This window comes from Pseudomonas sp. KBS0710, assembly GCF_005938045.2.
Taxonomy (GTDB): Bacteria; Pseudomonadota; Gammaproteobacteria; order Pseudomonadales; family Pseudomonadaceae; genus Aquipseudomonas.
Genome location: NZ_VCCF02000001.1, coordinates 2,124,627 through 2,149,136 on the forward strand (window position 1 = coordinate 2,124,627; position 24,510 = coordinate 2,149,136).

At 61.7% G+C, this 24,510-nt stretch carries 16 protein-coding genes; 13 read left to right on the plus strand and 3 right to left on the minus strand.

The genetic code is table 11. From position 1 onward, the window contains the following. The first annotated feature begins 79 nt into the window (after positions 1–79). From urtA to FFI16_RS09960, 11 genes are all read left to right on the plus strand, one after another. On the plus strand, positions 80–1,288 hold the full coding sequence (gene urtA, locus FFI16_RS09910; RefSeq protein WP_138815129.1) for an urea ABC transporter substrate-binding protein: 1,209 nt from the start codon (positions 80–82) through the stop codon (positions 1,286–1,288). 119 nt (positions 1,289–1,407) lie between these two features. Next, positions 1,408–2,325 carry an urea ABC transporter permease subunit UrtB gene (gene urtB / locus FFI16_RS09915; RefSeq protein ID WP_053256607.1) on the plus strand — a complete coding sequence of 306 codons (918 nt, stop codon included), beginning with the start codon at positions 1,408–1,410 and terminating at the stop codon, positions 2,323–2,325. A gap of 10 nt (positions 2,326–2,335) precedes the next feature. Continuing rightward, the gene (gene urtC, locus FFI16_RS09920) at positions 2,336–3,487 is read left to right on the plus strand and encodes an urea ABC transporter permease subunit UrtC (protein ID WP_138815130.1); all 1,152 of its coding nucleotides are present in this window, start codon (positions 2,336–2,338) and stop codon (positions 3,485–3,487) included. Then, positions 3,484–4,242 (plus strand): urea ABC transporter ATP-binding protein UrtD, encoded by a 759-nt coding sequence (urtD, locus tag FFI16_RS09925; protein ID WP_138815131.1) that lies wholly within the window; start codon positions 3,484–3,486, stop codon positions 4,240–4,242. The genes urtC and urtD overlap by 4 nt, the downstream gene beginning before the upstream one ends. Positions 4,243–4,252: 10 nt before the next feature. Next, positions 4,253–4,942 carry an urea ABC transporter ATP-binding subunit UrtE gene (gene urtE, locus FFI16_RS09930; RefSeq protein WP_138815132.1) on the plus strand — a complete coding sequence of 230 codons (690 nt, stop codon included), beginning with the start codon at positions 4,253–4,255 and terminating at the stop codon, positions 4,940–4,942. 217 nt (positions 4,943–5,159) lie between these two features. Further along, the gene (gene fmdA / locus FFI16_RS09935; RefSeq protein WP_138815133.1) at positions 5,160–6,389 is read left to right on the plus strand and encodes a formamidase; all 1,230 of its coding nucleotides are present in this window, start codon (positions 5,160–5,162) and stop codon (positions 6,387–6,389) included. Between the two features lie 2 nt (positions 6,390–6,391). Further along, positions 6,392–6,739, plus strand: a complete 348-nt coding sequence (locus tag FFI16_RS09940; RefSeq protein ID WP_138815134.1) for a zinc ribbon domain-containing protein — start codon at positions 6,392–6,394, stop codon at positions 6,737–6,739. 15 nt (positions 6,740–6,754) lie between these two features. Beyond that, positions 6,755–7,798, plus strand: coding sequence for an aliphatic amidase (locus FFI16_RS09945; protein WP_138815135.1), 1,044 nt, complete (start codon positions 6,755–6,757; stop codon positions 7,796–7,798). A 3-nt stretch (positions 7,799–7,801) separates the two neighbouring features. After that, positions 7,802–8,758, plus strand: coding sequence for an AAA family ATPase (locus FFI16_RS09950; protein ID WP_138815136.1), 957 nt, complete (start codon positions 7,802–7,804; stop codon positions 8,756–8,758). Positions 8,759–8,824: 66 nt separating this feature from the next. Further along, a complete protein-coding gene (locus FFI16_RS09955) occupies positions 8,825–9,397 on the plus strand; it encodes a DUF2239 family protein (RefSeq protein ID WP_138815137.1) in 573 nt (190 codons plus the stop codon). Positions 9,398–9,422: 25 nt separating this feature from the next. Beyond that, on the plus strand, positions 9,423–10,778 hold the full coding sequence (locus FFI16_RS09960) for an MATE family efflux transporter (RefSeq protein WP_138815138.1): 1,356 nt from the start codon (positions 9,423–9,425) through the stop codon (positions 10,776–10,778). On the opposite strand, the gene FFI16_RS09965 is transcribed toward FFI16_RS09960, so the two are convergent. Continuing rightward, entirely contained in the window at positions 10,762–11,355 is a 594-nt protein-coding gene (locus tag FFI16_RS09965) for a TetR/AcrR family transcriptional regulator (RefSeq protein WP_138815139.1), read from the minus strand. The genes FFI16_RS09960 and FFI16_RS09965 overlap by 17 nt on opposite strands. Positions 11,356–11,496: 141 nt before the next feature. Here FFI16_RS09965 and FFI16_RS09970 point away from each other — a divergent pair, with 141 nt between their 5' ends. Continuing rightward, a complete protein-coding gene (locus FFI16_RS09970) occupies positions 11,497–12,702 on the plus strand; it encodes an MFS transporter (protein WP_138815140.1) in 1,206 nt (401 codons plus the stop codon). Here FFI16_RS09970 and FFI16_RS09975 read toward each other — a convergent pair. Together FFI16_RS09975 and FFI16_RS09980 are read right to left on the minus strand one after the other, a co-directional pair. Then, on the minus strand, positions 12,669–13,034 hold the full coding sequence (locus tag FFI16_RS09975) for a type II toxin-antitoxin system HicB family antitoxin (protein ID WP_138815141.1): 366 nt from the start codon (positions 13,032–13,034) through the stop codon (positions 12,669–12,671). The two genes, FFI16_RS09970 and FFI16_RS09975, sit on opposite strands and share 34 nt — an antisense overlap. Next, the gene (locus FFI16_RS09980) at positions 13,019–13,282 is read right to left on the minus strand and encodes a type II toxin-antitoxin system HicA family toxin (protein ID WP_017139593.1); all 264 of its coding nucleotides are present in this window, start codon (positions 13,280–13,282) and stop codon (positions 13,019–13,021) included. The genes FFI16_RS09975 and FFI16_RS09980 overlap by 16 nt, the downstream gene beginning before the upstream one ends. Before the next feature lie 209 nt (positions 13,283–13,491). Here FFI16_RS09980 and FFI16_RS09985 point away from each other — a divergent pair, with 209 nt between their 5' ends. Continuing rightward, a complete protein-coding gene (locus tag FFI16_RS09985) occupies positions 13,492–24,507 on the plus strand; it encodes a non-ribosomal peptide synthetase (RefSeq protein WP_138815142.1) in 11,016 nt (3,671 codons plus the stop codon). Positions 24,508–24,510: the final 3 nt, after the last annotated feature.

Genomic DNA, 24,510 nt, shown 5'->3' on the forward strand with positions numbered 1-24,510 from the left:
CCCCGTTACGTCAGGCTGCGTATACCCGTGCTGGCTGCCTGCCGCCATGCTGAACCCCTCATTGCAGAGGAGTCGCCCCATGGCATCACGATTGATTCGCTCCACACCGCTGTTGGCCTTGTCATTACTGGCGGCCGCTCTGTTCAGCCAGGGCGTGCTGGCCGATAACGAAGGCCTGGCCGTGACCCCCACCGAAGTCACTGTCGGCCAGTTGCACTCGGCCACCGGCACCATGGCGATTTCCGAGACCGGCTCGATCCAGGCCGAGCGCCTGGCCATCGAGCAGATCAACGCCTCGGGCGGGATCCTGGGACGCCAGATCAAGGTGATCCAGGAAGACGGCGCCTCCGACTGGCCGACCTTCGCGGAAAAAGCCAAGAAGCTGCTGGTCAACGACAAGGTCGCCGCCGTGTTCGGCTGCTGGACCTCGGCCTCACGCAAAGCCGTGCTGCCGATCTTCGAGAAAGAAAACGGCTTGCTCTACTACCCGACCTTCTACGAAGGCCTGGAACAGTCGAAAAACGTGATCTACACCGGCCAGGAAGCGACCCAGCAGATCCTCGCCAGCCTCGATTGGATCGCCAAGACCAAAGGCGCCAAGACGTTCTACCTGGTCGGCTCGGACTATATCTGGCCGCGCACCTCGATGAAGATCGCGCGCAAGCACATTGAAAACGTGCTGCACGGCACGGTGGTTGGCGAAGACTACTACCCGCTGGGCAACACCCAATTTGGTTCGCTGATCAACAAGGTCAAGCTGAAGAAACCGGATGTGGTCTTCGCAGCGGTCGTGGGCGGCTCCAACGTGGCGTTCTACAAACAGCTCAACGCGGCGGGTGTGAATTCATCCAAGCAAACGTTGCTGACCCTGTCGGTCACCGAAGACGAACTGCTGGGCATCGGCGGCGAAAACATGGCTGGTTTCTATGCCTCGATGAAGTACTTCCAGAGCCTGGACAACCCCAACAACAAAGCCTTCGTTGCCGCCTTCAAGGCCAAATACGGCAAGGACGCGGTGATCGGCGACGTGACCCAGGCCGCCTACCTCGGGCCGTGGTTGTGGAAAGCGGCGGTGGAGAAGGCCGGCAGTTTCGACGTGGATAAAGTCGTCGCTGCAAGCCCTGGCATCGAGTTGAAAAACGCGCCGGAAGGCTACGTGAAAATTCACGAAAACCACCACCTGTGGAGCAAGTCGCGCATCGGTGAAGTGCAGCCTGATGGGCAGTTCAAGGTGATCTACGAGTCGGATCTGATCGAGCCGAACCCGTTCCCCAAAGGCTATCAATAAGTTTCAGGCACACACAGATCCACCTGTGGGAACTGGCCTTGTGTAGGAGCTGGCAAGCCAGCTCCTACATAAATCAACAGCAGATTGCATTTCAACCTCCCGCTCAGGAGACCATCATCATGGAATGGCTATCGGAATTTGGGGCCATCGCGGCAATGCAGGGGTTCAACGGTTTGTCCGTGTTCTGCGTGCTGTTGCTGATGGCATTGGGGCTGGCGATCATCTTTGGTCAGATGGGCGTGATCAACATGGCCCACGGTGAGTTCCTCACCATTGGCGCCTACACCACCTACGTGTGTTCCAGCCTGACCGCGCACTTTGCGCCGAGCTTTCAACCCTATTACTTCTTCTTCGCCATCGCCCTGTCATTCCTGGTGGCCGGGGCCGTCGGCTGGCTGGTGGAGTGGGCGATGATCAGCCGACTCTACAAACGCCCGCTGGACACTTTGCTCGCCACCTGGGGCCTGTCGCTGGTGATGCAACAAACCTTCCGTTCGGTGTTCGGCGCCCGTGAGGTCAGCGCCGAACCGCCCGCGTGGTTGATGGGCTCGGTGAACTTCACCGATGCCATCGAAATTCCGCGTAACGGCCTGTTCATGATGGGCCTGACCTTGCTGCTGACCGCTGCGATATTTTTGATGCTGTACCGCTCGCGCTGGGGCTTGCAGGTGCGCGCCACGGTGCAGAACCGCTTGATGAGCCGCGCGGTGGGCATCAATACGCGCAAGGTCGACCGCATGACCTTTGCCCTGGGCTGCGGCGTGGCCGGCGTGGCCGGTGCGGCGTTTACCACCATCGGTTCTACCGGGCCGACGGCGGGTTCGCAGTACATCGTCGACACCTTTTTGGTGGTGGTGTTCGGCGGCGCGCAAAGCCTGTTCGGCACCATCGCCTCGGCGTTCGTGATTGCCCAGACCCAATCGCTGTCGGAGTTTTTCCTCAGCGGCTCGATGGCCAAGGTGCTGACCTTGTCGTCGGTGATTCTGATCCTGATGCTGCGCCCGCAAGGGCTGTTCTCCATCAAAGTGCGCAAGTAGAGGCGAGCAGATGAAGGCTTTAGACAAGCTGCTGGGCGGCCAGCAAAACCTGATCGGCATTGTGCTGTTGGCGCTGCTGATAGTGGTGGTATTCCCCCTGACGCTCGATGCGTTTCGCCTGAACATGGTCGGCAAGTACCTGACTTACGCGTTCGTCGCGGTCGGGCTGGTGCTGTGCTGGGGTTATGGCGGCATTCTCAGTTTGGGCCAGGGCGTGTTTTTCGGGGTTGGCGGCTACTGCATGGCGATGTTTCTCAAGCTCGAAGCGTCTGACCCCGAGAGCACCAAGATCCAGTCCACACCGGGCATTCCGGACTTTATGGACTGGAACCAGATCACCGAACTGCCCTGGCTGTGGCAGCCGTTCCACAGCTTCAGCTTTACCCTGGTGGCGGTGATTGCGGTGCCGGTGCTGCTGGCGTTTGTGATCGGCATGGCGCTGTTCAAACGGCGGGTAGGCGATGTGTATTTCTCCATCGTCACCCAGGCGATTGCGCTGATCCTTACGGTGCTGATCGTCGGCCAGCAAGGCCTCACCGGCGGCGTCAACGGCATCACCGACCTCAAGACCCTGCTCGGCTGGGACTTGCGCACCGACAGCGCGAAGCTGATTTTGTACTTCATCAACGCCGGTTTGCTGTTTGGCTGCATCTTTATCGGCCGTTTTATCCTCGCCTCCAAACTCGGCCGGCTGCTGATGGCCATGCGCGACAAGGAAGAGCGTGTGCGGTTTTCCGGCTATGACGTGGCCAGTTTCAAGATCTTCGTGTTTTGCGTGGCGGCTGCGTTTTCGGCGATTGGCGGGGCGATGTTTGCCTTGCAGGTGGGTTTTATGTCGCCCTCGTTTGTGGGCATCGTGCCGTCGATCGAGATGGTGATTTTCGCCGCGGTCGGCGGGCGCATGTCGCTGCTCGGCGCGGTGTATGGCGCGCTGCTGGTGAACTACGGCAAGACCTACTTTTCCGAGTCTTTCCCGGAGTTGTGGCTGTACCTGATGGGCGGGCTGTTTATTGCCGTGGTGATGTACTTTCCCAATGGTTTGGCCGGCTTGTGGGAAAGCCATGGGCGTCAGGCCCTGGCGAGGTTGCTGCGGCGCAAACCGGTGGTCAAAACTGCCACCAAAGCCGCCACTAAAACCAAGATCCTGGAGACCCAGCCATGACCGCCGTCGGCTTCGAAATGAAAAAGCCGGTGCTGGCCATCGAAGGCCTCACCGTGTCGTTCGACGGCTTCAAGGCAGTCGACAACCTCAACCTGTATATCGACCGCAACGAAGTGCGCGTGGTAATCGGCCCCAACGGCGCCGGCAAGACCACGGTGCTCGACCTGATCTGCGGCAAGACCCGTGCGACCAGCGGCAGTATTCAGTTCGATGGCCAGGAACTGACCAGGATGCGCGAATACAACATTGTGCGCGCAGGCGTGGGGCGCAAGTTCCAGAACCCGTCGATCTACGAAAACCTCACGGTGTTCGAGAACCTCGAGATGTCGTACCCGGCGGGGCGCAAGGTCTGGGGTGCGCTGTTTTTCAAGCGCAGCGCCCAGGTGGTTGCACGGGTGGAAGAAGTCGCCAGGGAGATCTTCCTTGGCGACTTGCTGCAACAACAGGCCGACCTGTTGTCCCACGGGCAAAAGCAGTGGCTGGAAATCGGCATGCTGTTGATGCAAGACCCCGAGCTGCTGATGCTCGACGAGCCGGTGGCGGGCATGAGCGTCAATGAGCGCGCGCAAACCGCTGAATTGCTCAAGCGCATCAGCCAGGGCCGTTCGGTGCTGGTGATCGAGCACGACATGGAGTTCGTCAAAAGCATCGCCCACAAAGTCACGGTGTTGCACCAGGGCAAGGTGCTGGCCGAGGGCAGCATGGAGTCGGTGCAAAGCAACCCTAAAGTCATCGAAGTGTATTTGGGCCACTGAGGAATCCGGCATGTTCAAGATCGACCAGTTGTCCTGCGGCTATGGCCAGAGCCAGATCCTTCATGACTTGGACCTCAACGTGGCCAAGCGCGAAATCGTTGCGGTGATGGGGCGCAATGGCATGGGCAAGACCACCTTGTTCAAGAGCCTGATGGGGATTTTGCCGCAGTGGAAAGGCCAGGTCAGTGTGGACGGGCACGACGTGTCGGCGCTGGAAACCCATGAGCGAGTGGAGCGCGGCATTGCCTATGTGCCCCAGGGCCGCATGATTTTCCCGAGCATGACCGTGCTGGAAAATATCCAGACCGGCTTGCCTGCATCCGCGCGCGGCAAGGTGCCGGAGGATTTGTATGCGCTGTTTCCGGTGCTGCATGACATGCAGTCACGCAAGGGCGGCAACCTTTCCGGCGGCCAGCAACAGCAGTTGGCAATTGCCCGGGCGTTGGCGACCAACCCCAAGGTGTTGTTGCTCGATGAGCCGACCGAGGGCATCCAACCTTCAATCATCAAGGACATTGCGCGCACGCTGAAGGAGATTCGCAACCTGCGGGATTTGACCATTGTGGTGTCCGAGCAAGTGCTGTCGTTTACCCTGGAAATTGCCGACCGGTTTCTGGTGATCGAGAAGGGCCGCTTCGTGATCGAAGAAACCCGCGACCGGGTGGATGAGGCGACTATTAGCCGCTACCTGTCCGTCTGAACAACACAGTCCAAATGTGGGAGCGGGCTTGCTCGCGAATGCGGTGTATCAGTTAAAGATAAATTAACTGACCTACCGTATTCGCGAGCAAGCCCGCTCCCACAGTTGTTTTGTGTCTGCCTTGAAAATCTCATACGTCATCCAACGTATTCCCCGTTTTACCTGGCTCGTCGAGACTGGATTCAACGCTTCACACCATCCGCCCAGGAGCCAGCCCATGACCGAAACGCTGATCAAAGTCGACCTCAACCAACCTGTCACCGAGAACGAGCAGATCCATAACCGCTGGCACCCGGATATTCCGATGGCCTGTTGGGTCAAGCCCGGCGACGACTTCATCCTGGAAACCTATGACTGGACCGCCGGGGCGATCAAGAACAACGACGACGCCAGTGATGTGCGCGATGTGGACCTGTCCACCGTGCATTACTTGTCCGGCCCGGTGGGCGTGCACGGTGCCGAACCGGGCGACTTGCTGGTGGTGGATTTGCTCGATATCGGCGCCAAGGCCGACTCGCAGTGGGGCTTTAACGGTTTTTTCTCACGCCAGAACGGCGGTGGTTTTCTCACCGATCACTTTCCCAGCGCCCAAAAAGCCATCTGGGACTTCAAGGGCATGTTCACCAGTTCGCGGCATATTCCAGGGGTTAATTTCGCCGGTTTGATCCACCCAGGCCTGATCGGCTGCCTGCCCGATCCGGTGATGCTTGCCGACTGGAACCGCCGCGAACAGGAGTTGATCGACACCAACCCCACCCGCGTGCCGCCGCTGGCCAACGCGCCGCTGGCCGCGACCGCGCACATGGGCAAACTCAAGGGCCAGGCCCGCGACGATGCCGCCGCCACTGGCGCGCGCACCGTGCCGCCGCGTGAGCATGGCGGTAACTGCGACATCAAGGATTTGTCCCGTGGCTCGAAGATCTTCTTTCCGGTCTACGTCAACGGCGCCGGGTTGTCGGTAGGCGATTTGCACTTCAGCCAGGGCGACGGCGAAATCACCTTTTGCGGCGCCATCGAAATGGCCGGCTGGGTGCATATGAAGGTCGAGCTGATCAAGGGCGGCATGGCCAAATACGGGATCAAGAACCCGGTGTTCAAACCGAGCCCGATCACGCCGAACTACAAAAACTACCTGATCTTCGAAGGCATCTCGGTGGATGAGCAAGGCCAGCAGCATTACCTGGATGTCAATGTTGCTTACCGCCAGGCGTGCCTGAACGCGATCAACTACCTGACCAAGTTCGGCTATTCGCCCGCCCAGGGTTATGCGTTGCTCGGTTCGGCGCCGGTGCAGGGGCATATCAGCGGCGTGGTGGACATTCCCAACGCCTGCGCCACCTTGTGGCTGCCGACGGAAATATTCGAATTCGACATCAACCCCAACGCCAACGGCCCAACCAAGTTCCTTGACGGCAGTATCGACCTGCCCATCGCCCCGGACCTGTAGCCATGCCGACCTACGAATACGCCTGCCAGGCGTGCGGCACCTTCACCCTGCTGCGTCCGATCGCGCAGCGCAACGAGCCCAGCCAGTGTCCGCACTGCGATGGGCCGGGCGGGCAGCTCAGGGTATCGGCCCCGGCGCTGCAAACGCTGTCGGCCAACCAGCGCAAGGCCATCGCCGGCAACGAACGCAGCGCCCATGCGCCGCAGACCGTCGGTGAATATCAGCAGAGTCGCCGGCATCCGGCGGGGTGCAGTTGCTGTGGCAGCAGCAAAAAAGTCGAGCCGAGCAAGGCCAACCCCTTGGGGCTCAAGACCAAAACCGGGCCACTGCCGTGGATGATCAGCCACTAGATCAGGAGTGTTGTTATGCGTCATGGCGATATTTCCAGCAGCCCCGACACCGTCGGTGTCGCGGTGGTCAATTACAAAATGCCGCGCCTGCACAGCAAGGCCGACGTGATCGAGAACGCCAAAAAGATTGCCGAGATTATTGTGGGCATGAAGCAGGGCCTGCCGGGCATGGACCTGGTGGTGTTCCCGGAATACAGCACCATGGGCATCATGTACGACCACGACGAGATGATGGCCACCGCTGCGAGTATTCCCGGCGAGGAGACCGCGATTTTCTCCAGCGCCTGCCGCCAGGCGAACACTTGGGGCGTGTTCTCCCTCACGGGTGAGCGGCACGAAGAACATCCACACAAGGCGCCGTACAACACGCTGGTGTTGATCAACAACCTCGGTGAAATCGTGCAGCGCTATCGCAAGTGCATTCCCTGGTGCCCCATTGAGGGTTGGTATCCCGGCGACCGCACCTATGTGTGTGATGGGCCAAAGGGCATGAAGGTCAGCCTGATCATCTGCGATGACGGCAACTACCCGGAGATCTGGCGCGATTGCGCGATGAAAGGCGCCGAATTGATCGTGCGCTGCCAGGGCTATATGTACCCGGCCAAGGAGCAGCAGGTGCAGATGTCCAAGAGCATGGCCTGGGCCAATAACTGCTATGTGGCAGTGGCGAATGCCGCAGGTTTCGATGGGGTGTATTCGTACTTCGGCCACTCGGCGATCATCGGTTTTGACGGGCGCACCTTGGGCGAGTGTGGCGAAGAAGAAATGGGCATCCAGTACGCGCAGCTTTCGGTGTCGCAGATCCGCGATGCACGGGCCAATGACCAGTCGCAGAACCATCTGTTCAAGTTGCTGCATCGCGGTTACACCGGCATGCATGCCTCGGGTGACGGTGACAAAGGCGTGGCAGACTGCCCGTTCGAGTTCTACCGCACCTGGGTGCTGGACGCGCAAAAGGCTCAGGAGAATGTCGAGGCGTTTACCCGCAGTACCGTCGGTGTCGCCGAATGCCCGGTGGGGCAGTTGCCCCATGGTGGCAAACAAAAGGCGGCGGAGTAGGGCATGCGTTTTACCTTTGAACCGGCCCAGGTCATGGCCTTGCTGCGCAGCCGTATCGTCGGCCAGGACGCAGCCTTGGCCCAGGTGGAAGGGCTGCTAAAAGTGGTCAAGGCCGATATCGGTGAACGCGATCGGCCACTGAGCGTCAACCTGTTCATGGGGCCGACCGGCGTCGGCAAAACCGAAATCGTGCGCCTGCTGGCCCAGGCGCTGCACGGTCGCGCTGACGGTTTTTGCCGCATCGATATGCACACGCTGGCCCAGGAGCATTACGCCGCCGCGCTCACCGGCGCGCCACCGGGGTATGTGGGCAGCAAAGAAGGCATCAGCCTGTTCAACAGCGAGTTGATTCAGGGCACCTACAGTCGTCCCGGTATTGTGCTGTTCGATGAATTGGAGAAAGCCAGTCAGGAGGTGGTGCGCAGCTTGTTGGGTATTCTCGAAAACGGCCAACTGACCCTGGCCGGAGGCACACGAACGTTGGATTTTCGCAACAGCCTGATCTTCATGACCAGCAATGTCGGCGCGCAACAGGCGCGTCGGCATCGCCAACGGTTTGGCCAGGGTTGGCGCCGCTGGATACGCGCCTTGGTGCGGGGTGAGGCAGCGGTGCTGGAAGAGGCGCTGCACGCGCACTTCGAGCCGGAGTTTCTCAATCGCATTGACCGCATCTTGATGTTCGAACCGATCGACACTCAGTGGCTTAACGCATTGCTGGAGGTGGAACTGGGCAAGCTCAACCAGCGCTTGGCAGCGCAACAGCGGTCATTGCATGTGGATGCGCAGGCGAGGGCGTGGCTGTGTCGTCGGCACGATGTGCGCTTTGGTGCGCGGGCGCTGGGCCGACGCCTGCGGGTGGAGCTGGAACCGGCGATTGCTGAATGCCTGCTGCGCGAACCCGCCGTGCAAGCGATGGGCGTGACCCTGCGCGGCGAGCAGTTGGAGGTCTCAGCGCAATAGCTTGCGAATTATGCAATTATCGCTAATATGACCCGGGTAAAACAAATAACATCCGGGTAATAATCCATGCCTACGCAAAACCTACCGCTGTGCACTGCCTTTGTCCGTCACCAACGGGTGGCCGCCGGCACCTATTCCCAGGTGGCCGAAGCACTGGCGGGCCTTGACCTGCCCACCGGCAGTTTTCTGGTCTTCGACGATGCCACCGGTACTCAGGTCGACTATCCGTGGCCTGCGGGGTATGCGCCTGTGCAAGCGGCACCGGCCGAGTTCGATGAAGAACAGCCTGCGGTGCCTTCGGTCGGGCGCCCCAAGCTGGGCGTGGTTGCGCGGGAAGTTACCCTGCTGCCGCGCCACTGGGAATGGTTGGGCCAACAACGTGGCGGCGCGTCGGCGGCGTTACGCCGGTTGGTGGATGAAGCGCGCAATGTTCACGCAGCCCATGATCAAATGCGCCAGGCCAAAGAAGCCAGCTATCGTTTCATGAGCGCCATCGGCGGTGACTTGCCAGGGTTCGAAGACGCGTCACGGGCGCTGTTTGCGCAAGACGGAGCTGACTTTTCCCATAAGATCGCGCATTGGCCGGTGGACGTGCAGACGTACCTGGCCTGGCTGTCACGCAATGCCTTTACTGCATAACAATAATTCTAGGATTCAAACCAGCATGGACGTCACCCCAAAGCGGCCGTTGTGGCAGATCTACCTGATGTTTCTGGCACCCATGGTGCTGTCCAACTTCCTGCAAAGCTTTTCCGGCACCCTCAACGGCATCTATGTCGGGCAGATGCTCGGCACCCAGGCGCTGGCGGCGGTGTCGGGGATGTTCCCCATCGTGTTTTTCTTTATTGCGTTGGTGATTGGTCTGGGGGCGGGCGCTTCGGTGTTGATCGGCCAGGCCTGGGGCGCCCAGGAAACCGCGATGGTCAAGGTGATCACCGGCGCCACCCTGACACTTGGGGCGTTGGTGGGCTTGATCGCGGCAGTGCTGGGCAGCCTGTTCGCGCGCCCGGCGTTGCAGGCGTTGGGTACGCCAATCGACGTGCTCGACGACGCGGTGGGCTATGCCCAGATGATGATGTTGATCATGCCGCTGCTGCTGGTGTTTATCCTCTACACCCAGCTGTTGCGGGGTGTAAGCGATACGGTTTCGCCGTTGCTGGCGTTGATGGTCTCGACCCTGGTCGGCCTGCTGCTGACCCCGGCGCTGATTCGCGGTTGGGTCGGCTTGCCACCCCTGGGTATCCAGAGTGCGGTGTATGCAGGCTTGGTGGGCAACGCGGCGGCCATGCTGTTTCTGATTTTGCGCCTGCGCCATAAAAACCATGTGATGGCGCCGGACCGCGAACTGCTCGCGGCCTTGCGCCTGGACCGGGCGATACTCGGCAAGGTCCTGCGCATTGGCTTGCCAACCGGTTTGCAGATGGTGGTGTTGTCGCTGTCGGAGTTGGTGATTCTGGCGCTGGTCAACGGTCATGGCTCCCAGGCCACGGCGGCCTATGGCGCGGTGACACAGATCGTCAACTATGTGCAGTTCCCGGCGCTGTCGATTGCGATCACGGCTTCGATCCTCGGAGCCCAGGCGATTGGTGCCGGGCGGCTTGAGCGCATCGGTCCGATCCTGCGCACCGGGCTTATGATCAACCTGTGCCTCACCGGTGGCCTGATCCTTTTGGGTTACCTGCTGTCCCACTGGTTGCTCGGGTTGTTCATCACCGACGACGCGGCGCGGCTCAATGCCGAACACCTGCTGCATATCATGCTGTGGAGCATCCTGGTGTTCGGGTTCCAGGCGGTGATCGGCGGGATCATGCGCGCCAGCGGCGTGGTGTTGATGCCGGTGGTGATTTCGATCTTCTGTGTGCTGTGTGTTGAACTGCCGATGGCGTACCTGTTCAACGCGCACTTCGGCCTGGAAGGCGTGTGGATGGCATTCCCGGTCACCTACCTGGCGATGCTGGTGTTGCAGAGCGCCTATTACCGCTTGGTGTGGCGCCACAAGCAGATCAAACGGCTGGTGTGACGGGGTGCTTCAGGCCTTGCAGTAACAGTTCCAGCGCCTGCAGACCTTCTTGCAGGCGCAGGTTCGGTTGGTCATCGCGGGCGATCCACAGGGCCGTGTTGACCAGGCTGCCATTGATCAACTGAGCCAGCGCGACGCTGGGGGCTTGCGCAATGACACCGGCCTGCATCATCGCCTCCAGCAACTGGCGCAGGGATTCCACGCACTGTTGCTGTGAGCCCGTGTCACCGAGTACGGCAGGCGCATCCTGCAACACGATGCGTTGGATCTCGCCATCCTGGGCCATGCGCAAATAGGCGCGGCAGCGTTCACAAAAGCCGCTCCAAGGTGCCTGCGCCTGGTCGCTGATGCGCTGCAGGCGCGCGTCCATTTCCGCGTCGATTTGGGCGACCACCGCCGCCAACAACCCTTTCTTGTCGCCGAAGTGGTGGTACAACGCACCGCGGGTGAGGCCGGCGCGCGCGGTAAAGTCATCCATCGAGGTGTTGGCGTAGCCTTGTGTAGCGAAAGCTTGGCGAGCGCTGGCGATCAGCCGGGCGCGGGTGGCGTCGATCATTTCGGTACGGGCTCGGCTCATGGGTAAGGCTCGCGTTAGCTCAGTGAGTGATTGACATACGGTGCGTATGTTACGCATGATTTGCCACATACGCACCGTATGTATTTTGCCTTGATACCTGCAAATCGCAAGTTTAAGGCGCTGAGGAAGAGGTTGAGCAGGATGGCAAATCCCTACGCCGAGTTATTCCAGGCCCCAGGCAGCCGGGCTTTTGTACTGGCGGGCATGCTTGCGCGCATGCCGATCTCGATGACCGGTATCGGCCTGATCACCATGCTCTCGCAGGTGCATGGCGGCTATGGCCTGGCAGGCTCGGTGGCGGCGGTGTTTGCCTTGGCGACGGCATTCTGCGCGCCGCAGGTATCGCGCCTGGTAGACCGCTACAGCCAAGGCCGGGTGCTGCCGATCGCGGCGCTGATCGGCGGCGGGGCGTTGTTGCTGTTATTGCTGTGTACGCGCTTGCAGGCGCCGAACTGGACGCTGTTTGTGTGTGCCGCACTGGCCGGGTGCATGCCAAACATGTCGGCCATGGTGCGGGCGCGCTGGACCGAGCTGTACCGCGGCCAGCCCAGGCTGCAAACCGCGTTTGCCCTGGAGTCGGTGCTCGATGAAGTGTGTTTCATCATCGGCCCGCCGATTTCGGTAGGGCTGAGCGTGGTGCTGTTCCCGGAAGCAGGGCCATTGGTGGCAGCGGTGCTGTTGGCGGTTGGCGTCACCACGTTTGTGCTGCAGCGCGCGACAGAGCCGCCGGTGCATGCGCAGCAAGACCACCACGGCCGCTGGTTGATCGCCTCACCGTCGGTACTGATCCTGATGATCCTGCTGCTCGCCATGGGCGTGATCGTGGGTGTGGTGGATGTGGTCAGCGTGGCCTTCGCCCAACACCAGGGCCAACCGGCGGCGGCCAGTATCGTGCTGTCGGTATATGCCATCGGGTCGTGCCTGGCGGGTTTGGCCTTTGGCATGCTCAAGCTCAAGGCGCCGCTGCCTCGGCAATTTCTGTTCTGCGGCGTTGCCACTGCGTTGACCACCTTACCGCTACTGCTGGTGACCAATATCCCCGGGCTGGCGGCGGCGATTTTTATTTCCGGGCTGTTCTTTGCCCCAACGTTAATCGTCTCCATGGCCCTGGTAGAACAGGTGGTGCCGCCCAGCCGCCTGACCGAAGGCATGACCTGGCTGATCACCGGCCTGAGCATCGGCGTGGCCATTGGTGCGGCCAGCTCTGGTTGGATGATCGACCACTTTGGCGCTGCCAGCGGGTTCTGGGTGGCATTGGTGGCGGGCGCGGTGGTGTTGGGCTCGGCGGTGTTTGGGTATGGGCGCTTGGGCGGTCAGCCGAGCGTCGGTAGAGGTTCTGCGCAGTGATGTTGTAAAAACTCATTCAACGCCTGCCGCGTCAGGTCATTGAGCGTGACTTTCTTGCGCGTCGCTGCCAGGGCCGCCGCCAAATGCAGGTCGTGGCCGACGCGTACGTTGAATGAACCCTTGCAAGGCTTCTCCGGGGTTTGCCCCAGCGCCTGGCAGGTCACGAGGTAGTCATCCACGGCCTCACGAAACGCCGCGTCCAGCTCGGCGACGGTTTTGCCTTCGTAGCTCACCAGTGCCTTGATGAACAGCACCTTGCCGAACAGGCAGTTGTCTTCGAGGCTGGCTTGGATAGAGCCGATGTAGCCTTGGTGTTTCAGTTGGTTGTCCACTGAATCAGTTCTCCTGATTTCAATTGTTCGATGATCTGGCGCCGAATGTAGTGTTTCAGTTCGTTGCCGGGGTGAGGCCTGTGCAAGGTGATCATTGCACTGGGGTTGCCGATATCGAATTTTACCCGGCTTCCAGCCCCTTCAATCTGTCTGTAGCCGAGCTGGTGCAGCAGCGTTACCAGCTCAGGCCAGGTAAAAGCCATGTGCTCATTGAGCAGTTTGGCGAGCAGCTTTTCATTTTTGGACACGGCGTTCCCTGCGTGTAACTAAATGTAGTTGCAAAAAGTGGTGTTCGTCAATGCTAGCTCGAGATTGCGAGCCTTGGCTGAGATTGATGTAACCCTTGATGACACCGCGCTTCGAGCCGCTTACGCCCGGCTAATTTTTCCTTGTCCGGTTCGTTTTATAGGGACGACGTGCCTTTGTGCTTCCTGCCTATTGTTCCGGACTCCAAGAAATGAATGCTGAAGACTCCTTGAAACTTGCTCGCCGGTTTATCGGGTTGCCACTGGAAAAGCGCCAGGTTTTCCTGCAAGCCCTGCAGAAAGAAGGCGTGGATTTTTCCCGGTTTCCGATTCCGGCAGGGGTGGACGTGGAGGATCGCCAGGCGCTGTCCTACGCGCAGCAACGCATGTGGTTTCTGTGGCAACTGGACCCGGCCAGTGGCGCCTATAACCTGCCCGGCGCCGTGCGGTTAAAAGGCGCCCTCAGCCTGCGCGCACTGGAGCAGGCATTCGCAAGCCTGGTGGCACGTCATCAAACCCTGCGCACGGTCTTCCAGCGCCAGGCCGACGATCGCTTGCTGCAAGTTGCCATCGAGCCGTCGGTTGTCGTCGAGCATCTGGACTTCAGTGCGCTGGCCTTTGACGCGCGCGAGCAGGCCGTCAACCAGGCGGCGACCCGTCAATCGCTGTTGCCCTTCGACCTGGAGCACGGCCCGCTGCTGCGCGTGCAATTGCTCAAGCTGGATGTGAATGAGCATGTGCTGCTGCTGACCTTGCACCACATCGTCTCCGATGGCTGGTCGATGAATGTGCTGATCGACGAGTTCATTCGTTGCTACGACGCCCACGAACGCAACGAAGCGCCGCAATTGCCGGCGCTGCCGATCCAGTACAGCGACTACGCCCTGTGGCAGCGGCGTTGGCTGGAAGCGGGGGAGCAGGCGCGCCAGCTTGAATACTGGCAGGCCCGTCTGGGTGATGAGCATCCGGTGTTGGAGCTGCCTACCGATCGTCCGCGCCCGGCCATGCCCAGCTACCTGGGCACCCGGCATAATTTCGCCATCGATTCCGGCCTCGCCGCGCAACTGCGCAGCTGTGCGCAAAAGCACAACGTGACCCTGTTCATGTTGCTGCTGGGCGCCTTCAACGTGCTGCTGCATCGTTATACAGGGCAGGGTGATATCCGTGTCGGCGTGCCGATCGCCAACCGCAATCGCAATGAAGTCGAAGGGTTGATCGGTTTTTTCGTCAACACGCAGGTACTGCGTACCGAGCTGACCGGGCAAACCCGGGTCGCTGAGCTGCTGCAGGGCATCAAGGAGCACGCCCTCGGCGCCCAGGCCCATCAGGAGCTGCCGTTCGAGCGTCTGGTGGAAGCCCTCAAGGTCGAGCGCAGCCTGAGCCACACGCCGCTGTTTCAGGTGATGTACAACCACCAGCCGGTGGTAGCGGACATTGCCTCGGTGAGCACCGCCTCTGGCCTGGAACTGGCGCTGGTGGAGTGGCAAGGCCGTACCACCCAATTCGACCTGACCCTGGACACCTATGAAAAGTCCGGCACCTTGCATGCTGCGTTGACCTACGCCAACGACCTGTTTGACGCGCCCTCTATTGCGCGCATGGCCCAGCACTGGGTCAGCCTGTTGCACGCCATGGTGGACGGTGATGAACAACGCATCGGTGAGTTGCCGATGCTGGCCGTCGATGAGCAGCAGATGTTGATCCGGGCATGGAACCAGACGGCTCAGGCGTACCCGACAGAGCAAGGTATCCACTCGCTCATTGAAGAACAGGTGCAGCGCACCCCGGATGCTCCGGCGCTGGTGTTTGCTGAGACCACGTTGAGCTATGCCCAGCTCGACGCCCGCGCCAACCAGTTGGCCCATGCCTTGCGCGAGCAGGGCGTTGGCTCCGACGTGCTGGTGGGTATTTGTGTGGAGCGCTCGGTCGAGATGGTGGTGGGCCTGTTGGCGATTCTCAAGGCTGGCGGTGCCTATGTGCCGTTGGACCCGGAGTACCCCCAGGAACGCCTCGCCTACATGATCGAAGACAGCGGCATAAAGCTGTTGCTCAGCCAGCAGAGCCTGCAGGCTTTGCTGCCGATTAATGGCGTGCAAGTGATCGTTCTGGACCAGGCGCCGGGTTGGCTTGACGGCTATAGCGACGAATCACCGGCCGTGGCCATCCAGGCGCTCAACCTGGCCTACGTGATTTACACCTCCGGTTCCACCGGTAAACCCAAGGGCGCCGGCAACAGCCATCGCGCGCTGGTCAACCGCTTGTGCTGGATGCAGCAGGCTTACGGCCTGGACGCCAGCGACGCGGTCTTGCAGAAAACCCCGTTCAGCTTTGATGTGTCGGTGTGGGAGTTTTTCTGGCCATTGATGACCGGCGCTCGCCTGGTGGTCGCCGCACCGGGCGAGCATCGCGAGCCGGCGCGGCTGATCGAGACCATCGGTCGCTACGCCATCACCACCTTGCACTTCGTGCCGTCGATGCTCCAGGCGTTTATCCATGAGCCTGGCGTGGGTGCCTGCACGAACCTCAAGCGCATCGTGTGCAGCGGCGAAGCCTTGCCGTTGGACGCGCAACTGCAAGTGTTCGCCAAGCTGCCAGCGGCGGGTTTGTTCAACCTCTACGGCCCCACCGAAGCCGCCATCGACGTCACCCACTGGACCTGCGTCGACGAAGGCGCCGACAGCGTGCCCATCGGCCGCCCGATTGCCAACCTTGCCACCTATGTGCTCGACGCCCAGCTCAACCCGGTACCCGCCGGTGTCTCAGGCGAGTTGTACCTGGGCGGCGTCGGCCTGGCGCGCAGTTATCACCGCCGCCCAGGCTTGACCGCCGAGCGCTTTGTACCAAGCCCTTTTGTTGACGGCGAGCGCCTGTATCGCACCGGTGACCGTGTGCGCCAGCGTGCCGATGGCGTTATCGAATACCTCGGCCGCCTCGACCATCAAGTCAAGCTGCGCGGCTTGCGTATCGAGCTGGGCGAAATCGAAGCCCGCTTGATGCAACACCCGCAGGTGCGAGAAGCCGTGGTGCTGGTGCAGAACGGCAAACAGTTGGTTGCCTACCTGGTTAACGAGGGTGAAGAACCGACCGACCTCAAGGCCTGGTTGCTCAGCAGCCTGCCGGAATACATGGTGCCCACGCACTTCGTCACCCTGGCCAAACTGCCGGTCACCGCCAACGGCAAGCTCGACCGCAAGGCGCTGCCGTTGCCGGATGCTGCGCCGCAGCAAGCCTTTGTCGCGCCTGAGAGCGCCCTGCAAAAAGCCCTGGCAGCGATCTGGAGTGATGTGCTCGGCGCCGCGCAGGTGGGTCTGGACGACAACTTCTTCGAGCTGGGTGGCGACTCGATTATCTCCATCCAAGTGGTCAGCCGCGCCCGCCAGGCGGGGATTCGCCTCAGCCCGCGAGACCTGTTCCAGTACCAGAGTGTGCGCAGCCTGGCGCTGGTGGCGAGCTTTGAGCAGGCGACGGTTATCGATCAAGGCCCGGTCAGCGGCGAGGTGATCCTCACGCCCGTGCAACATCACTTTTTCGAGCAGGTGATCCCGGCGCGCCAGCATTGGAACCAGTCGCTGTTGTTGGCCCCGCGTGAAGCCCTGGAGCCTGCGCGCCTGGACGCGGCCTTGACCCGATTGATCAACCACCATGACGCCCTGTGCCTGCGTTTTGTGCACCAGGCAGACGGTTGGCAGCAGGCCCACGCCGAGCCGGTTGCAAGCGCTTCAGTGTGGCAGGCGCAGGTCGCTGACGAGGCTGAGCTGGCCGCACTCTGTGACGAGGCACACCGCAGCCTCGACCTTGAACAGGGTCCGCTGCTGCGCGCAGTACTGGTCTCGATGGCAGACGGCGCCCAGCGCCTGCTGCTGGTGGTGCATCACCTGGCGGTCGATGGCGTGTCGTGGCGCATCCTGCTCGAAGATCTGCAACAGGCTTACCGCAACGCGGCGCTGCCGGCCAAGACCAGTGCCTACCAAGACTGGGCGCGGCAGTTGCAGGCCCATGCGCTGACGCTGGGTGACCAACTGCCGTACTGGCAGGCCCAGACCGCGAGCGCCGATCTGCCCTGCGACAACCCCCAGGGCGGCCTGCAGAATCGTCTGGGCAGCAAGCTCGAAATTCGCTTGAGCGCCGAACACACCCGTCAACTGCTGCAAGACGCCCCGGCGGCCTACCGCACCCAGGCCAATGACCTGCTGCTCACTGCGCTGGCGCGGGTGGTCAGCCGCTGGAGCGAGCAGCCTGCCGCGCTGATCCAGCTGGAAGGCCATGGCCGTGAAGACCTGTTCGATACGCTCGATCTGAGCCGCACCGTCGGCTGGTTCACCAGCCTGTTCCCGGTGCGCCTGCACGCCGATGGCGAGCTGTCGGCGGCGATCAAGTCGGTGAAGGAACAACTGCGCGCCGTGCCGCACAAAGGCATTGGCTACGGCCTGCTGCGTTACCTTGGCACGCCTGACGCCCGTGAAGCGCTCTCGAAACTCGCCGCGCCACGCATCACGTTCAACTACCTGGGGCAGTTCGACCGCCAGTTCAACGAGTCGGCGCTGTTCGTGCCCGCCACCCAGGGCAGTGGGCAGGCCCAGGACCCGGAGGCGCCGCTGGCCAACTGGTTGACGGTGGAGGGGCAGGTGTACGGCGGTGAACTGGCCCTGCAGTGGGGGTTCAGCCGCGAGATGTTCGAGGTCGCGACTGTCCAGCGCCTGGCGGATGATTTCCAGCAGGAACTGATGGCCCTGATCGCGCATTGCGTCGATCCGAAACACGGCGGCCTGACACCGGCCGACGTGACCCTGGCGCACTTGACCCAACCCCAGCTTGACGAGCTGGCACTGCCAGCAAGGGCCGTGCAGGACCTGTACCCGCTGTCGCCGATGCAGCAAGGCATGTTGTTTCACAGCCTCTATCAGCAGGGCGAGGATGATATTTACGTCAGCCAGCTGCGCGCCGATGTGCACGGCCTGGACGTGGCGGTATTCCAGCGTGCCTGGGCGCAAGTGCTGGCACGGCATGACATGTTGCGCACCGGGTTTGTCTGGCAGGACGACCAGGGCCAGGCCCTGCAAGTGGTGCATCGCCAGGTCAGCTTGCCGTTCACTGAGTTCGACTGGCGTGGGCGTCAGGACCTTCCCGCCGCCCTGGATAGGCTGGCCGCCGAGCACCATCGCGAAGGCTTCGAGCTGGCGCGTCCACCGTTGCTGCGAGTGGCGTTGGTGCGTACGGCTGAAGACCGCTGGCACTTGATCTACACCAGCCATCACATCCTGATGGATGGCTGGAGCAATGCCCTGGTGCTCAATGAAGTGCTGCAGGCTTGCAAGGGCCAGGCATTGGCGCCGGTGGGCGCGGGGTTTTCCCAGCATATCGCCTGGTTGCAACGGCAGGACCCGGCGTTGGGCGAGGCCTTTTGGCGCCAGCGCCTGGCGCAGTTGGACGAGCCGACTCACCTGGCGCGCAGTGTGGTCAAGAACGCAGCGCAGAGTGCGGGTGAATACGGTGAAGTGCTTTGTGAGTGGGATGCTATCCAGACTCAGCGCCTGGCGGCCTTCGCCCGTGCACACCAAGTGACCCTCAATACCCTGGTGCAATCGGCGTGGCTGTTGCTGCTGCAACGCTACACCGGCCAGTCCAGCGTCGCCTGTGGGGTGACGGTGTCCGGGCGCCCGGCACAGCTGGCGAATGTCGAGCAGCAAGTCGGCCTGTTCATCAACACCTTGCCGCTGATTGCCGCCGCCAGCCCGGCGCAAAGTGTCAGCGATTGGGTGCGGTACGTTCAGGCACTGAACCTGGAAATGCGCGAACATGAACACACGCCGCTGTTTGATATCCAGCGCTGGGCCGGTTCGGCCGGTGAGGCGTTATTCGATACGCTGGTGGTGTTCGAAAACTTCCCGGTGGCCAAGACGCTGGAGCAGTCGGGCGAGGGCGGTTTGCGTTTCAGTGGCGTCAGTCACCAGGAGCGCACCAATTACCCGTTGACACTGACCGTACACGGCGGCGAGCGCCTGAGCCTGCACCTGGAATACCTGCGTGCGCAGTTCGACACCGACACCGTGCAGCACATCGGCACCTACTTGCAGGGTTTGCTGCAGCAATTTATCCAGGCGCCCGAGCAAGCCGTGGGCGCCATCCCCATGTTGTTGGGGCATGAATACACCCGCGTGCTGCAAGACTGGAACCCACGCAGTGTCGCTGAACCGGCCAAGGCAAGCGTATTGCAGCGCTTCGAACAACAGGCCGCGTTGCACCCGCAAAACATCGCGCTGATCCTGGATCAGCAGCGTATGACCTACGCCGACCTCAACCTGCGCGCCAATCGCCTGGCCCATCGCCTGATCGCATTGGGCGTCGGCGCCGACACCCTGGTGGGCGTTGCCGTGGACCGTTCCCTGGAAATGATCGTCGGCTTGCTGGCGGTGCTCAAGGCCGGTGGCGCTTATGTGCCGCTGGACCCGAAATACCCGGCCGAACGCCTGCAATGCATGATCGAGGACAGCGGTCTGCAATTACTGCTGACCCAGCAGCCGTTGGTGGCGCATCTGCCGATCAGCGCGAACCTGACGCTTGTGTGCCTGGAGTCCGATGCAGACTGGTTGGCCGATTACAGCGCTGAAAACCCTGTATCGAGGGCGCAGCCGGCCAACCTGGCCTACGTGATGTTCACTTCCGGCTCGACCGGCAGGCCAAAAGGCGTGGGCATCGACCTCGCGTCCCTGGCCCGGCATGTGGAGGTGTTCACCGAACTCTTTGCGCTGCAAGCCCATGACCGCGTGCTGCAATTTGGCACCTTCAACTTCGATGGTTTTGTCGAGCAGCTCTACCCGGCGTTGTGCTGCGGTGCGGCGGTGGTGGTGCGTGGTGGCGAACTGTGGGACAGCGACACCTTCTACCAGCAGCTGATTGAACACGATATTTCCGTGGTCGACCTGACCACGGCCTATTGGTTGTCTCTGGTGCGCGACTTTGCAGACCTGGGCCCACGTGATTACGGGCGCCTGCGCCAACTGCACATTGGCGGCGAAGCCATGCCGCCTGAAGGTCTGAATGCCTGGCGCGCAGCGGGCTTGCAGCAGGTGCGGCTGCTCAACACCTACGGGCCTACCGAAGCCACGGTGACCGCCACCGCCCTGGACTGCGCCGCGTATGTCGAGGGCCGTGAAGCCTTACCGTCGATGATGCCGATTGGCCGCGTGCTGGATGGCCGGGCCATTTACCTGCTGGATGCCAACCTCAACCCGGTGCCGGTAGGTGTCGCGGGCGAGTTGGTGATCGGCGGGCCGCTGCTGGCGCGGGGTTATTTCAAGCGTGCGGATCTGACGGCCCACCGCTTCATTCCCGATCCCTTCTGCGCTGACGGCGTCGGCCGTTTGTACCGCACCGGTGACCTGGCGCGCTATCGCGCCGATGGGATGATCGAGTACGTGGGGCGAATCGACCACCAGGTCAAGGTGCGAGGTTTCCGTATCGAGTTGGGTGAAATCGAAGCGCGCCTGCTGGCCCAGGCCAGTGTGCGCGAGGCGTTGGTAATCGCTGCGGACAACCAGTTGGTTGGCTATATCGTCGCCAGCCAGTCGTTGTCCGACACCGAGCAGGCTCAATTGCGCACGCAGCTCAAGGCTTCGTTGCGCCAAGAGCTGCCGGACTACATGGTTCCGGCGCATCTGCTGGTGCTTGAGCGCCTGCCACTGAGCCCCAACGGCAAGCTGGACCGTGCCGCGCTGCCCAAGCCGGATATCAGTCAAGCCCTGGTCGACTGGGTTGCACCGGTCACCGAGACCGAGCAACGCGTCGCGGCTATCTGGGCCCAGGTGCTGGGCGCCGAACGGGTAGGGCTCAACGATCACTTCTTTGAGATGGGTGGGCATTCGTTGCTCGCAACGCAAGTGGTGTCCCGCTTGCGCCATGGCCTGGGTCTCGAAGTTGCACTGCGCACGCTGTTTGAGCAGCCCGTGCTGGGCGACTTTGTTAACAATCTGGCGGGGGTTAACAATCTGGCTGCGGTCAGCGCTTCGGCGCCGGCAATGGCGGCGGCGGATCGCGATCAGCCATTGTTGCTGTCCTATGCCCAGGAACGGCAGTGGTTCCTCTGGCAACTGGACCCGCACAGTTCGGCCTATCACGTGCCGAGTGCGCTGCGCTTGAAAGGTCCGCTGAACCGCAGCGCCCTGCAACGTGCCTTCGATACCCTGGTGGCGCGTCACGACAGCTTGCGCACGCATTTTAAGCAAGATACCGACCGCACCGTGCAAGTGGTCAGCCCACAGGCGCGGATCGAAATCGCATCGCAGCTCACCGACCAGGCGCAGCTCAAATCCACGGTGGAGGCGCTGGTGGCGCAACCGTTCGATCTGCGCCAGGGGCCGCTGATGCGTGTGAGCCTTTTGTGCCTGGCTGAAGACGAGCATGTGCTGGTCCTGGTGCAACATCACATCATCTCCGACGGCTGGTCGATGCAAGTGCTGGTCGACGAACTGGTGCAGCTCTATGCGGCCTACAGCCAAGGCCAGGCCCTGCAATTGCCGGCGATGCCGATCCAGTACGCCGACTACGCAAAATGGCAGCGCGACTGGATGGAAGCCGGTGAAAAAGCGCGCCAGCTCGACTATTGGCGTGAACTGCTCGGCGGCGAGCAACCGGTGCTGGAGTTGCCTTTTGATCACCAGCGCCCTGCGGCACCGTCCCATCGCGGGGCGCGTCTGTATATTGCGCTGCCGACCCCGTTGCTCGATGGCCTCAAGGTCTTGGCGCAGCACGAAGGTGTGACGCTGTTCATGCTGTTGCTGGCTTCCTACCACGCGTTGTTGCATCGCTACAGCGGCCAGCAGGACATCCGTGTCGGCGTGCCGATCGCCAACCGCAACCGCGTAGAAACCGAACGGCTGATCGGCTTCTTCGTCAACACCCAGGTGCTCAAGGCCGAGATCGACGCGCAAACCACCGTTGCCCAGTTGCTGCAGCAGGTCAAACAGCGCGCCCTGGAAGCCCAGGCCCATCAGGACCTGCCGTTCGAGCAACTGGTCGAGGCCCTGCAACCTGAGCGCAGCCTGAGCTTGAGCCCGTTGTTCCAGGTAGCGTTCAACCACCACATCAGCCAGGCCAGCGAGCACTTGCAGCGCCTGGCGCAGTTGGACATGAGCCCGGTGAGCTGGGATGAAACGGCCGCGCATTTCGACCTTACCCTGGATATCGAGGAGTCCCGTGACCAGTTAAGTGCGTCCCTGAGCTATGCGACCGACCTGTTCGAAGCCTCGACCATTGAACGCATGGCCCGTCACTGGCAAAACCTGTTGCAGGCGATGGTTGCCGATCAGCAGCAGCCCATCAGCCAGTTGAAGCTGCTCAGCCAGGATGAGCAGCAGCACATCCTGCAACTGTGGAACTGCACTGATTCCGGCTTCTCGGCGGAGCGTCTGGTGCATGAGCTGTTTGCCGATCGCGCGCGGGAAAACCCGGATGCGGTGGCGGTCAAGTTCGATGCGCAAACCCTGACTTATGGCGAGCTGGACAAGCAGGCCAATCGCCTGGCCCATGCGCTGATCGCCCGTGGCGTCGGCCCGGAAGTGCGCGTGGCGATTGCCATGCCACGCAGCGCGGAAATCATGGTGGCGTTCCTCGCGGTGATGAAAGCCGGCGGCGTGTATGTGCCGCTGGATATCGAATACCCGCGTGATCGCCTGCTGTACATGATGCAAGACAGCCGCGCGAAATTGCTGCTAAGCCACAGCAGTGCCTTGGCGCAATTGCCGGTAGCGGAAGGGCTCGAAACCCTGGCCATTGACCGCACCGAAGACTGGACCGGCTATAGCGACACGGCGCCAAGCGTCAATCTGGACGGCGACAACCTCGCCTACGTGATCTACACCTCCGGCTCCACCGGCATGCCCAAAGGCGTGGCGGTTTCCCACGGCCCGTTGGTAGCGCACATCATCGCCACCGGCGAGCGCTACGAAACCAGCCCGGCCGATTGCGAATTGCACTTCATGTCCTTCGCTTTTGATGGTTCCCATGAAGGCTGGATGCACCCGCTAATCAACGGCGCCAGCGTACTGATCCGCGATGACAGCCTGTGGCTGCCGGAATACACCTACGCGCAAATGCACCGTCACAACGTGACCATGGCCGTGTTCCCGCCAGTTTACCTGCAACAACTGGCCGAGCATGCCGAGCGCGACGGCAACCCGCCCAACGTGCGCGTGTACTGCTTCGGTGGTGATGCCGTGGCACAGGCCAGTTACGATTTGGCCTGGCGCGCACTGAAACCGACCTACCTGTTCAACGGCTACGGCCCGACCGAAACCGTGGTTACGCCATTGCTATGGAAAGCCCGGCGCGGTGACCCCTGCGGCGCCGTCTACGCGCCAATCGGCACACTGCTGGGCAACCGCAGCGGCTACGTGTTGGACGCGCAACTCAACCTGCAACCCATCGGCGTGGCCGGTGAGTTGTACCTGGGCGGCGAAGGTGTGGCGCGTGGTTATCTGGAACGCCCGGCACTCACCGCCGAGCGGTTTGTGCCGGACCCATTCGGCAAACCTGGCAGCCGCGTGTACCGCAGCGGCGACCTGACCCGTGGCCGCGCGGATGGCGTGGTGGATTACCTTGGCCGAGTTGACCATCAGGTGAAAATCCGTGGTTTCCGAATCGAGCTGGGTGAAATCGAGGCGCGCCTGCGTGAGCAGGATGCGGTCGGTGAAACCGTGGTGATCGCGCAGGAAGGCCCGGCCGGCAAGCAGTTGGTCGCCTATGTAGTGCCTGCCACCGTGCAGCTCGACCACACCGCGTTCCGCGACAGCCTGCGCCGTGCCCTGAAAGCCCGGCTACCGGATTACATGGTGCCCACGCACTTCATGTTCCTGGACCAAATGCCGCTGACCCCCAACGGCAAACTCGACCGCAAGGGCCTGCCCGAGCCGGATGCGAGCCTGATGCAGCAGCACTACGTCGCCCCGCAAACCGAGCTGGAGCAGCAGATCGCCGCGATCTGGGCCGAGATTCTGCACCTGCCCCGCGTGGGCCTGGACGACAACTTCTTCGAAGTGGGCGGCCACTCCCTGCTGGCGATCCAGATCACCTCGCGGGTGCAGGCCGAACTGGGGCTGGAAGTGCCGCTGGTGGAAGTGTTCCAGACCGAAACGTTGCGCGCCTATGCCCAGGCCGCTGCCACCTTCCGCGCCGGCAGCGCGGAAGATTTTGATGATCTTCGTGACTTTTTGAGCGAACTAGAGGCGATTTGAACC